Genomic DNA, 13,006 nt, shown 5'->3' on the forward strand with positions numbered 1-13,006 from the left:
AGCTAAAGGGAAGAGGGAGAGGGGGAGATGACAGGGTTAATTCATTGTCTCCAGAGAAAGGTTAGGGTCTGTTTTCAAACTATAAACCACAACAGAACGCAGGCGATTTAGGGTAGCCAGCGGGGATGATATCCGGGAAAAGGTAGTTCTTCGGGTTGTAGCTTTGACTGAGAACCGTCTGAGGGTATGTCAACTAATGGTAACAGCCAAAGGCGGCTAGTTGCGATCGCTTCTCCGCCTTGACTGCGGGGACTATCTGCTTTTGTAGAATTTCCCGCCGTCACCGACTGGTCAAATACTAAAACCAAGCCGTCAGGAGATAAACTCATTTGAATATCTCTCTGATTCGGTAAAATCAGCAGCGGTTTGATTGTCCCAACTAAACGGCCTTTCTCCTGTACCAGGTCAATCGCTGCGATGAAAGGTTGTTCTTTGTACTCTTCAGTTTTCAGGCGTTCTGCTAATAGACAATATAAGCGCCTAACTTGAGCATTTTGGCCAGTTCTAGGGTCAAATTGGACGCTGAGAATACTGCCAGGAATGCGGATAATTTCTTGTTCATCGCCTTGGTTTGTCAACAGGAAAAGCGATCGCGTGTAGTCAGTATTGTACTTCACATAGGCGGCCGCTGAATTGTCTGGGGCCATACCTAAGACTTGCTCAAATTTTGGTAAAAATTCTACGGGATCTGCTTCGGGTTTCAGGGGGACGATGGCTAATCCTTGCTTTTGGGAAATTACCATTGATTTATTGTCTGGCCTAATAATAAAATCTCCACCTTGTTGATTTTCTAAACGTTTTGGTTTTTGACCTTCCTCCAAAATCCAAGGGCTATAATCTCCCGTCGGATTGCTGCGATTAACTCGCTGAATTACTATTATTTTACCATCGGCAGACAGGTCAAACTTGAGGTTTTGGTATTCTTTAGAGTCTAAAACTTTATCTATTCTTCCTACTGGTTCAGGTGAGGCGATTTCTGTTCCCGGTGAAAGCGGATGAATCCCTGTAGTTACTGTATATAGTTCTTGTTCAAGAGTACCGCCAAAACTGGCGGCTGAACGGTCTGTAGCAGAAAATAAAATGCGATCGCCGTTGGGATAGGGTTTAAAATCCATCACTACTAAATCTTTAGGAGTGAGGGCGATTGGTTTCGGGTTACTTGTGAGATTAACCAGCATTAATTTCCCTTCTTCTTCTCCTTTAACGCCGATGTAAACAAAGGCACGATCGCGGCTACGAAAGAAGCCTGTGAAGGGTTGAATAAATCCTCGTCGTTTTTTAGGTGGCGTTGGTGACGGATTTGTTTGTGTGTTTTCAGCGTGAAATTTGTCCGTTGCTCCTTGTAGTTGTAAGCTGTAGGTAGTTCCATAAGGGGCAGGTTCTATTAAAGTGTAAGCCATGCGACGGCCAGCCCAGCTAAATTTGCCGGGAAGAGGCGGATCGAGGCGCAAATTCGCCTCGACGCTGGGATGATTCATCGGACGATTAAATGTAAGGATAAAGCCCGTATCTTCGGCACCGATTTGTTTTCCCTGCCAGCTAAAATCTCTAACTTGTGCTGCTGTACTGTCGCCTGTAAGCAGTAATATTCCTATTAATAGACTCAGCCCTATCATCATACCAATGGCAAGGCGATCTAGGGGCTGAACCCATTTTAAATTTTCGATCTTTGACTTGAAATCAATCATTTGTATGGCTAGGGGCTAGGGGCTAGGGGCTAGGGGCTAGGGAAGAAGGGAAGAAGGGAAGAAGGGAAGAATAGCTTTTCTCAAAAAGGTAAGGTACGAAGTTTGACCTGGAAAGCTTGACAATACAGGGTTTCTGTATACCTTATCGATCTGAAAACCTATAATTGTAATTGGTAATAGTTAGTGGAAATCTGCCTGCGACCAATAACTAACAGTTAACAACCAACCACTAACAGTTAACAGTTAACTGTTAACTAATAATCATAGGGATTTTTAGGTTCTGGAATTGGCTTGAGAGAGGATGCCAAGATCGTCAATTTACGCTTTCCTCCTAATTCTTCTGTACTCATTTCTCCTTCAATCTCTAGCCAGCTATCTGCTGGAAATGCCGCTCGATCTTGTCCTGGTTGCAGTTTAACTGGCAATCCTATAGGGTAGGCATCAGCGGCGCAACAGGTAATCACAAAACGGGCAATCCAGATGTATTCCTTTGACAAGGAAGGGGGATGAATTACGAATCCTTGAACTTTGACTTTTTGACCTGTATATGAGTCTGGTTCGGGATTAAAATTTAACAGTCTTACCCATTCTATGAGCGATCTTTGTTCTGGTTTGGCGGCGTTGCGAAATTCTTGAGGCTGCATTCGCGTGACTGGTAAGGATTCAGTAATCCCTCGTTCTAAAGCTGTTTGGCTGCTAAATGTTCGCGGGGTGATGATGAAACCAATCAATGCGACGCTTAATAGTAATATGCTGCCCCAACCAGGAGGAAATAGAGTAATGTGTTGAACTTCTTCTATTCTGGCAGAATCAATTCCCGGCACTTGGCGTAAAATCTTTTTGCGTTCCTCAATCTGGAAAAGTTCGTAGCTTTTAAGACTGCCAACGACAATTAAGCCTATTCCTGCTGCTAAAGTTAGGCCAAAGTAATTAGGATGGATCAGAATGTTTAATTTGCCAGTAATCCAATATTTCAGCAGCAAGATTCCCCAGGCTAAGATGGCTAAGGCATCTAGCCAGGGGCCAATGCGTCGCAATAGTGAAGGTGGTGAGAGTCTAGCAGTCATTGGTAATTGTTAACGGTTAACGGTTAACTGTTAACGGTTAACAGTTAACTAATATGCAAATTAACAGCAAGGGTGAGCAAAAAGGTCAATTGAGCGGCTAGTACGATTAAGTAAATCACAGCTCGCGGCTGAAAGATTGACAACATTAAGCCAATGCCTTTGAGGTCAATCATTGGGCCAAAAACTAAAAAAGCTAGTAGCGATCCACTGGTAAAGGTTGAAGCAAAGGATAGCGCAAAAAAGGAATCAACGGTGGAACAAATTGATACGACTGTGGCTAATAGTAGCATGGCTACTATGGAGGAGATTGGGCCTTGACCAAGGCTGAGGATGAGTTCGCGGGGTGCTGCGACTTGAATGGCGGCGGCGATCGCGCTACCAATTACCAACACTCCTCCTAACTCGCGCAATTCCTGTACCATGCTATCTAGCAGTAGATACAACCGCTCTTTGGAGGGACGGCGGAAAAAAGGCGAGGCTGCTTTTTCCTCCAATACAGATTCTAGGCGCACGGGCCCTCCGGGTTGACCCAAAAAGAATGTCCCCGATCGCAATAAAGGGGAAGTTTGGGCCTCTACTAGCTCTTTTGCGGATGGATGAGGTTCTAGTTTGGGTAAAGCGCGGGCGATCGCGGGTTGCAGCATGGGTCGAAAATCTGGCTGTACGCTAAATACCCAACCGATAGTTGTGGCTATTGTCAAGGAAAAGACTACCCGCAGCACTACTATCTCCGGCTGATCGCGAAATGCTGTCCAAGTGGCCCAAATGACAATAGGATTGATCGTAGGAGCGGCCAATAAAAACCCGATCGCGACTGGGGTGGGGACTCCCTGCATCAACAATCGCCGCGCTACTGGTACATTCCCACATTCGCAAACAGGAAACAAAAAGCCAATTAAACTGCCGACGAGAGCGCCTAACAGTGGGTGGCGGGGGATGTATGATAGAAGTTTGCGCTCGTCAATGAACCACAGGAGCAAACCTGAGAATAATACTCCCAGTAGTAGAAAAGGCATGGCCTCTACTAACAAGCTGAGAAAAAGGGTGAAAGCACTGTTTAACTGATTTGTCAGCGTGGATTGCATCTCTCACCTATCTAGAAATTGCGGCCTCGATGGGCAAACACTTTTTGAATCATAGCAAGTAAAGGGCGAAGTTAAGGTGAGGTTAAAAATATATTATCGTGATTTCCGAGTCTTAATTCATTAGTTATAAATCTATAAAATGTTGGTGGTTGGAATAATTTTAGTTTTATACACCATCAGTTTGAAGGCGATAAAATTTTATGCCAAGTTTGCCCTCTGCTCAGTTGTCTGTCCCGCCAATGTGGGAAACTTTTCCCCCGAATCTGCTTTTAGATTCCACCCTCGAACATCTATCGCTTTGGGATTTTCAGGTTGAATCTTCCGATCGCGGACAAATTGTGACTGAGAGGCTGGAAGCTAATCCTTTGATCCCAGGAGTTATTTTAACAGAAGGAGGTAAGTTATTGGGGATGATTTCGCGGCGGCGATTTTTGGAATATCTCAGTCGCCCTTACGGGTTGGAATTGTTTTTAAAGCGACCTCTAAAATCTCTCTATCGCTTTGCCTGTAGGGATATTTTGCTGTTACGGGGAGATAGTTTAATTGTAGATGCAGCCCGTCAGTCTTTGGATCGATCGCCTGAACTACTTTATGAGCCGATTGTGGTTGAGTTATCTCCGCATAATTATCGGCTCTTGGATGTCCATGAGTTACTGATTGCTCAGTCACAAATTCACGCCTTAGCTACTCAGTTGCTCAATCAAGCTTACCAAGAGTTGGATGAAGTTTATAAACAATTACAGCGCCAAGCTTGTTTAGATGGCCTTACCCAAGTGGCAAATCGGCGCAGATTTGATGAATACCTTCGCCAAGAGTGGTTGCAGATGGCGAGAGTGCGATCGCCACTGGCACTAATTATGGCTGATGTTGACTATTTTAAGCTCTACAACGACACCTACGGCCATCAACAGGGAGATGATTGCTTGAAGGCTGTAGCCCTTGCTATCACTCAAGCTACACGCTCTCCGTCAGATTTGGTGGCCCGCTACGGAGGTGAGGAATTTGCGATCGTTCTACCCAATACTGATGCTAGCGCGGCCCTGCTGGTGGGGGAGGATATCCGATCGCGCCTGAAAGCAATGGCGATCGCTCATCAAGGTTCCCCAGCCTGCGAGTGTGTGAGTTTAAGTTTAGGCGTTGCTTGCACTGTTCCTGATGATGAAAATGGGGGAAGTTACCTATGTTCCCCGGAAAAGTTGATTGCTGCTGCTGACTGCGCTCTCTATCAAGCCAAAAAACAGGGGCGCGATCGCGTTGTCCTCAGTTTGCCTTGGAGTTAGTAACTATAGCAGGATGCAGGAGGAAAATGCGATCGGAGAAAGGGTTGGGGCGATCGAGAATGTGCCAAAAGTTGTGGCTGTTACTATATATCAGGGAAATCGCATCTACTTTCTGCTCGATAAAATAATATCCCTATTATTAAATATTTCAATGCCCAGCTAAGTGCCGAACAAATTCAGAAGCGCGACGGTAAATCCTGCTGACAATTGGCAACTTATAACTGAGCTGAGTAGCAAAGTCGGACAAACTATCAGAACCCATTAAGTCAATCCGTCGCAATGCCAACAGGTTATTGTTTAAACCATTTACTCCTGATAAACAGGATAAGCCATAAGTGTAACCGCAGGCTCCGATTAAATGCTGAACAACTGGATCGAAATCTCCGTAGGGATAGGCAAAAGTTTTCACAGACCTTCCTAACCCCTGTTCCAGTATAGAGCGCGATCGCACAGCTTCCTGTACTATTTCTGTAGGCGACAGCAAGCTCAAAGGCTGATAAGTTGTACCCAAAGAACCAAACTCAACTCCTTCATCTCTCAGTTGACAAATTTCCGGCCATCCTAACAGCGGTACTTCTGGACTATCTGCACGTTCCCAGCTATTTGTAGTACCAATTCTCTCAGCCACCAATAACACTGTAGCCTTAAAACCGTAACGTTTTAGCAAAGGCCAAGCATAGTTAAAAAAGTCGAGATAGCCACCATCAAAAGTAATTAATATAGGTTTTCCAGGTAACAGAGTACCAGTTGTTGTTGCTTTCTCCCAATCTTCCCATACCGCAGAATAAAAGTTATTTTTGGATAAATACTGCAACTGTTTTTCAAAATTATCGGGAGTAACATTGTAGCCAATTGTTGCCCCCTCTAATTGTGGGCAAACATGGCGATACCTTAAAATTGGCATTTGTGCAGTTCCCCTCGTAGCCAAACTGCTGTTACTATTATCTGTGTTCCTGGCAGTAAATTCAGATAACCCCTTATAAAGTTTTCTGTTTGTCAGGTGTTCCCAATGGCACTTTAAATTAAGCTGTAACAACCTAAACTTCCCAGGAAAATTAGCCAAAGGAAAAGCGCCGAGCAATTTTCCCCCAATGTTAGATTCGATTTTATTAACATCTTGAGAAGGCTGAAATTCAGGAGAGTCGATCGAAGTTGGGGAATTGGGCAACAACAGTTCTGGTGCATAAATAACTCGCCCCAAATTCTCCTCAGTGGAATTAGTTAATATCGGCGAACCAGTGGTTTCCCATAGTTGAGTCAATTCTATCACCATCCCCATTGGTAAAGTTGCTCTCCTGTTGGTACTGCTTCCTATTGTTCCTAAATTTCTACCCAATAAGAGACTATTTTTGGGGTAAATTCCATTAGAATCAGCAGCGTTTAACCAGTCGGGGAAGCGTGTTCTAGTTCTAGTTTTGGCTAATTCTGCTAGGTGCGAGCGCAAAGATGTCAAATCATTCAAAGGTTTACCTAATAAAACCTCTCGCACGCAAACCCGGCAAAGTTCAAAACCACTAGCTTTAATCAAAGTTGTGCGTAAAGTTTGCGCCGAGATCGAATTTTCCTTAACCGGGACAGTAACTATACCAATCGGTACACCACCCACTGTTAACAATACATCAATTTCTGGCAGCGAAACTTCTATATTTGTCAGTGGTTCGCTCACTTCAATTGTCAATAATTTTGTGTCAATATGTTCCGCGATTGCGGCTTCAAAAAGCTTTGGGTTGTAGAAGTTTTCTAGTGACCATTCCGCTTGTCCCCAAATATCCTGTAAAAAGATTTGCCAAACCTTTTTTAATTGTTGGTTTTTAGTCAAGGAATCTATAACTTTTATCGGATTTTTTCCAATTTTTCTCTCGAAAAATCGAGAGAGAATTGGCAAATAAAATTTAGTCGCGATCGCATCCGCCAAAACAAATCTGCTTACTACCCCATCGCAGAATGGCAATTCGATATTTCCCAGATATTCTCCTTCCATTTCCACACGACAAAGGAGGCGCTCAAATGATAAAGGTGCAAAGATATCAACGATTTTCTCAGTAATTTCTACTCGTTGTTTATGAGATATTTGATTTTTTAGCGGTTTAATTTGATTGATAATATAGTGGATATTTATTTGCTGAAAAATGCTATAATATTTATGATGATTACTCTTTTGAATTTGTCTTTCTATTCCTTGATGCCAAACCGCACCTAAACTCATTTTCTGGGAAGTTTCCTTGTATTTAACTAGCATTGAATTATCAAATTTAATGCCAATAAATTTACAAATATTTGCTAAAGCCATACTGGGATCTTCCACAAGTTCTTGGTATTTTACTAAAATATGATTCTTTTTATTAGCATATAGATAATTGATTGATATTGCTTCTTGCCAGCGCGTTATACAATGCTCTAGCTTCCATTCTCCACCCCAAGCATCAGGAGAATTTCTACTAGCTTCGTACATCGATGTAATGACATCTATACCATTTCTTAAAATATGTATAAATAAAGCATCTGGTAATAATTTTTCTAGGTATTCAATGCAGTATATATGCTCTGGTGTTTTTTCTAGCCAGACAGATTTATCTTGTTCAAAGGCTAAATTATCTAATATCTTTATAAGACAATTAGCTTTTTCTAATTCTGATTGTTCAGCATTAAAACAACTTAAATATTCAGGGCGATTGATTTCTTCAATCAAAAATATCTTCATTCTATCATCAACAGAAATCGGATATTCAAACTTTGGTAATAAATATTGAAAAAACCTCGTTTCTGGGAAAGATATCATCAAGGGATGAGCAGCCAATAAGCTTTGTAAAATAGTAGTTCCAGAGCGAGGTGCGCCAACTAAAAATATCCGTTTCATAAGAAGGAAGAGTAAGAAGAAAGCCAGAAGATTTACACAGCTAGGGTTTTAGTTAAGTAGAAGTAAGAAGGAAGAATGTTTATACAGTCAGCTTTTTAGCCATCCTTATCTTATGTTGAATTAGGTGGATTTACTTATTCGTATTTTACGTTTAATTAGGTGAGATCAATTTACGAATCCAATATATTGTCATGCACCTAGATAGTTAATTTACTTTTAATCCTTACCGATCATTCGCTAATTTCCCAACGACAAGGAGGCCAAATAATAGTTCGATAATCAACCGCCGCATGGACAATCAGCGGATAAACTTGCCAGTGGAAATCGTAGGGATAACCCCACTTCTCCTTATATACTCCCACATTCACAAAATACTCACCGCCGCCAAGATCCAATCGATCGATCCGCAGCTTAATTTTCCCCCTACCTTGAATCTGAGGTATTGCCATTTGCATTTTCTCAGTATTAGCATCAAAACAGACTTTTCCATCTTCTCGACTAATATTAACAGTAAAAATTGGAGATAATATTGCTTCTGGAGAAATATACTCAATTTCCACATCCAGGGGATCGCCACCCCGAATCTCTGAAACCGGCAACAATCGCACACTGGTAATTTCTACTTCCCCTGTACCAACTCTGTTTTCACTACTTTCAACTGGGGAAAATACTTTAGCTATTTGAGGAGATTGTGTCAGGCTGAGTTCCTGGTTTTCTACTCCCATATCCGCTGCATACTGAGCTGCTATCATTTTAGGATCGCCATACATTAAGATTTTACCTTCTTTTAACCAGATAGCTTCATCACAAAGTTGCTCGATTTGCCTGGGATTTTGAGAAACTAACATAATTGCACAACCAGAAGATTTAATCTCAGACATCCTTTGCAAACATTTTGCCTGAAAAGCCACATCTCCTACAGAGATAAATTCATCAATTAGTAACACTTTGGGATCGGTATGTACGGCGACTGAAAAACCCAAACGCATTTGCATCCCCGTGCTATAAGTTCGCATGGGACTATCAATAAATTGCCCCATTTCTGCAAATTCGACAATATCATCAAAGCGCCGCGCTACTTCCTGACGAGTTAAACCTGCGACTACTCCACCGACAAATACATTTTCTCGCCCCGTCAAATCTCGATGAAAACCAGCACCTAAATCCAATAAACCTCCAATTCTAGGGTTAACAATAATCTTCCCCTCGTCGGGCTTGCCAATGCCTCCTACCAGTAATAAAAGTGTAGATTTACCGGCTCCATTGCGCCCAATAACCCCTAACATTTTTCCGGGAGGGACGGTGAAACTAACATCTCGCAGCGCCCAGAAACGCGCTTCTGGATTCAAACGTCTCATGCCTGAGAGGGCGGCCTCCATAATTGTTTTGGGCTTTTTAGCACTGAATTTACTAAAACGTTTACCCAGTCCTTCGACAATAATCCCAGTATTTTTCAACTATATTTCCTCCACAAAACGATCGCTTGCTGAGTCAAAAATTCCATGACCAATAAGTATAAGTCCACTACTAATTAATGCAATGATCCCCAAAGCTACCAAATTTGGTTGTGTCCCATAAATTAGTACAGCCCGATAAGCTTCCACAATAGATACCATTGGGTTGAGGTAGTAAATCAACGCAATTTTAGGGGGTAGAGCATTTACTTGATAGAAAATGGGTGTGAGATACAAAAGCATTTGTAATAACACACCAAGTGTATGTTGTGTGTCATGGAATGTGACGTTAAAAGCAGCCAGAGGATAAGCAAGGCCTACGGTCAGAGCAAACTGTAGTAGCATCAAGAAAGGCAGAAATAAAACTACTGGCTTAAATTGTACCCCATCAATTAGTAGAAATAAAGTTAAGACTGGTAATGCTAGTAAAAAGTGAATCATTCCTGTCATCACTGTTACTACAGGTAGTATAGCAGAAGGAAATTTTGGCAATCTGATCAAAGGACGGTTCTGGAGAATCAAACCTGTTGCTTGAAAGAGTGAGGTAGAAAACCAATTCCAAACCAGTAAGCCAATAAAAACATAAGATGAATATTGGGGAACATTCATCGGCAGGATAATATTGAAGACAAAGGTAAAAACTCCTAACTGTAAAAGGGGAGCAATTAGTGTCCAAGCGATTCCTAAAACTGACCGTTTATAGAGTAACTTCATATCGCGAGATACGAGTTGCCTTAGCAAGTCATAAATATACTGCGGTCGCCATTTAAGTTGAGCTATTTGGGCGTTTATCTTAGTTACTATCACTGTTAGTTGTTAGTTGTTAGTTGTTAGTTGTTATCAGAGTATTCTCTTCCCTCTTCCCTAGTCCCTAACCCCCAGTCCCTTTTGTAGCACGTTGCTTGACAGGTATGTAAGGTGAGCTAAAACCTTCGTACTTAACACGCAAACGAGATTGCCACAAAGACCAAGGCCCAGCTAGATAGCCCACTATTTCTTTTAATAGCATCAGGATTGGATCGTCAGTCCAGCCTAATATCCGCTTAATGATTCGCGCGGCGTACCACTTAGGCATTTCCAACAGAATAGCGAATAGTGCCCGTAGGTCGCCGTCTTCGATCAAGGTTGTCAGGTGATAGGATACTCCTCCCTTACTGTAATTGTGTAATTGGCGACCTAGATCGGTCATTTCACGTCGATGCGTGTGCCAGACAAAGGCTGACGGTTCATAGACTATGGTATGACCGGCTTTCATAATTTTGTAGAAAAGATAAGTATCCTCTCCTACGCCAGATGGCATACCGGGGCCGAGGGCTTCGTCCATCAGGCCAATTTCGGGGTCGCTGAAAATACTAGCGCGGAAGGCGGAGTTAGCTGTCCCGCCAAATAGCCACGTTGGTACAGAGTGGAACCGGAAACTATCAAACCATTCTCTATTACCTTCAAATGGCTTATAACCACGCGATAAACCGCCACCGCCATAGCTTTCAAATAGGCGCTGCGATCGCGTCTGCAATTCTGCCGGTAAGACGTTACCAGTGACGGCCATGACTTCGGGACGGGCAAAGGGGGCGATTAGTTTTTCTAGCCAGTCGGGGGGGATAATTGTATCGTCGTCAGTGGTGACGACAATATCACCGGTACTGGCGGCTATGCCAGCATTCCGAGCGTAGGATGCACCCGATCGCTCTTCTGTGAGTAATTTTATATCGGGAAATTCGACCAGTACGGGGGAGGCGCTGCGGGTTTCGGGTCGGTTGTCAACGACGATAATTTCTACGGGTCTGATTTGGCGGGATGTTTGAGCAGTTAAGGAAAGCAGGCATTTTCGTAAGTCTTCGGGGCGATCGCAAGTGCCAACTACAACGGATACTGAGATATTAGCTGGAAGACCTTCTGGTTCCTGTGTTCTCACTGTTACGGCGGGTGTGTAATGCTGCATGAGAGCAGCTATGGCATCGGCTTTAAGAAAGTCTACGTTAGGGTCAGTGTCAGGTTCCAGCAGTGTCAAACCGAATTTTTCCACCAGTGCGCCCCGTAGCCTGGGAATACTAATTGATTGGTAATAATTAGCTATATCAATGTAACCGATCGCGGAGCCATCACGAGTGACAAATACGCGGGTGTTGGCGTAGTCTGTGGCATCTGCGATCGCTTCTATTGGTCGATTTAATTCAAGTACGCGCACAGCACGGCTGGCTTTTGGCTTCCTATTTGGTTGTGGTTCGGGTTTTTCTGGGGTTTTAATCAATGAGAAGCCTTTTTCAACCAGAATTGCAGCAGTTTCTTCCCTCGCTTTCAGATAGCTAATTGAACTAATGAGCCAATCTTCTATTTCTGCGAGGATTAAATCAACCGATGAAGGATTTGCTTTAAATATAGAGCGTAAAAATTTGACTAGATATGCCACTGTTTTTACTAATCCCATGCGGAAAATCGGTAGTCTTTCGTCAGGATAATTGATGGCGCTACACAAAAGGGCGGAGTAAATACCAGCATTATTTTTGCTATGCGATCGCATTTCATTGTCACTACGACACTCCTGATGGTACACTAATGCACTTGGCTCGTAGACCAAAGCGTATCCTTCTTTAATAATACGGAAAAACATTTCTAAATCGCCGTTACCTTGGACATCTATATCAACATCTAATGCAGGATTAAAATAACCAATTTCTGCAAACAGCGACCGACGAAAAGCCATATTAAATCCCGTTCCAAACCTCTCAGGAGAATGCAAAAAGGCATGAGGCATTTTACTCCTTGGTGCGATTTGATAGCGTCTACTCTCAAAACCACGACTTAAGCCACCGTTTTTTTCAAATAAGATTTGTGACTCAGTTTCGAGTTCTGCGGGTGTAACTAAACCAGTTACTGCCATCACATTTGCATCTTCAGCAAACACCTTAACTAAGGCTGTTACCCACCCGGAATCAACTAATACACCGCTATTAGTGTAAGCAATGATATCACCTTTTGCCTCTAAAATAGCTCGGTTTCTTGCCCAATCTATACCGGGACATAGTTCTCTGACATAACGTATGTCGGGGTATTGAGTGGCAATCGGCTTTTCAGCTTTACCATCAAGAGTATTATCGACTACTAGAATGTCGAGGTGGGGATAGTCGAGATGCTTTAAGGAATTGAGGGTAATAGTGAGATCGGAGATGCCATTATTAAAGCAAATTGCCACACTCACCAAAGGTAAAGGCCCTTTATACTCTGGGGGCGACAAGGTTAACAAATCCTCAAACTGCCCTATTTCCTTAGTCGCTGTAGATTTCGATAAACCATTGTACAATAACTGACTAATAATTTGATTGTTATGCTGTTCCAGAATAATTTGACTCAAGGTTTGACCCGTCACTATTCCCCCTCTGATAGGAACTTTGACATATCCAATGGGAGCATCAAAAAGACGCACTATGGCTTGTAATTCTCTATAATTTTCTAAGTTTTTAATAGTAGCAATTCCCTGGCTTAATTCAATATCTATGACTTTTATTTTATTTAACATTTATTATTCTCACTTATTAGTTGGTATTTATTTTGTCGTAATGATTTCAAAAACTAAA

At 42.6% G+C, this 13,006-nt stretch carries 9 protein-coding genes; 2 read left to right on the top strand and 7 right to left on the bottom strand.

What is annotated here, in order from left to right; translation table 11 throughout:
* Window positions 1-107 precede the first annotated feature (107 nt).
* The 3 genes from OSCIL6407_RS0105175 to OSCIL6407_RS0105185 all read right to left on the bottom strand — a co-directional run bounded on the left by OSCIL6407_RS0105175 (window position 108) and on the right by OSCIL6407_RS0105185 (window position 3,840).
* Window positions 108-1,688, bottom strand: coding sequence for a hypothetical protein (locus OSCIL6407_RS0105175; protein ID WP_007356805.1), 1,581 nt, complete (start codon window positions 1,686-1,688; stop codon window positions 108-110).
* A gap of 254 nt (window positions 1,689-1,942) precedes the next feature.
* Window positions 1,943-2,755: a TIGR03943 family putative permease subunit gene (locus OSCIL6407_RS0105180; RefSeq protein WP_007356804.1), complete on the bottom strand. Its 813-nt coding sequence runs from the start codon at window positions 2,753-2,755 to the stop codon at window positions 1,943-1,945.
* 44 nt (window positions 2,756-2,799) lie between these two features.
* Complete coding sequence (locus OSCIL6407_RS0105185) at window positions 2,800-3,840, bottom strand: permease (protein ID WP_007356803.1); 1,041 nt, start codon at window positions 3,838-3,840, stop codon at window positions 2,800-2,802.
* 200 nt (window positions 3,841-4,040) lie between these two features.
* On the opposite strand from OSCIL6407_RS0105185, the gene OSCIL6407_RS0105190 reads away from it, so the two are divergent.
* Together OSCIL6407_RS0105190 and OSCIL6407_RS35225 are read left to right on the top strand one after the other, a co-directional pair.
* Window positions 4,041-5,120 (top strand): GGDEF domain-containing protein, encoded by a 1,080-nt coding sequence (locus OSCIL6407_RS0105190; RefSeq protein ID WP_007356802.1) that lies wholly within the window; start codon window positions 4,041-4,043, stop codon window positions 5,118-5,120.
* 13 nt (window positions 5,121-5,133) lie between these two features.
* Complete coding sequence (locus OSCIL6407_RS35225; protein WP_155523379.1) at window positions 5,134-5,283, top strand: hypothetical protein; 150 nt, start codon at window positions 5,134-5,136, stop codon at window positions 5,281-5,283.
* On the opposite strand, the gene OSCIL6407_RS0105200 is transcribed toward OSCIL6407_RS35225, so the two are convergent.
* From OSCIL6407_RS0105200 to OSCIL6407_RS0105215, 4 genes are all read right to left on the bottom strand, one after another.
* Complete coding sequence (locus OSCIL6407_RS0105200) at window positions 5,269-7,977, bottom strand: sulfotransferase (protein ID WP_007356801.1); 2,709 nt, start codon at window positions 7,975-7,977, stop codon at window positions 5,269-5,271. The two genes, OSCIL6407_RS35225 and OSCIL6407_RS0105200, sit on opposite strands and share 15 nt — an antisense overlap.
* Before the next feature lie 230 nt (window positions 7,978-8,207).
* On the bottom strand, window positions 8,208-9,434 hold the full coding sequence (locus tag OSCIL6407_RS0105205) for an ABC transporter ATP-binding protein (protein ID WP_019486997.1): 1,227 nt from the start codon (window positions 9,432-9,434) through the stop codon (window positions 8,208-8,210).
* Complete coding sequence (locus OSCIL6407_RS0105210; RefSeq protein WP_234708780.1) at window positions 9,435-10,238, bottom strand: ABC transporter permease; 804 nt, start codon at window positions 10,236-10,238, stop codon at window positions 9,435-9,437. It lies immediately after the preceding gene.
* Window positions 10,239-10,302: 64 nt separating this feature from the next.
* Entirely contained in the window at window positions 10,303-12,948 is a 2,646-nt protein-coding gene (locus OSCIL6407_RS0105215; RefSeq protein ID WP_007356798.1) for a glycosyltransferase family 2 protein, read from the bottom strand.
* Window positions 12,949-13,006: the final 58 nt, after the last annotated feature.

This window comes from Kamptonema formosum PCC 6407, from assembly GCF_000332155.1.
Lineage (GTDB): Bacteria > Cyanobacteriota > Cyanobacteriia > Cyanobacteriales > Microcoleaceae > Kamptonema > Kamptonema formosum.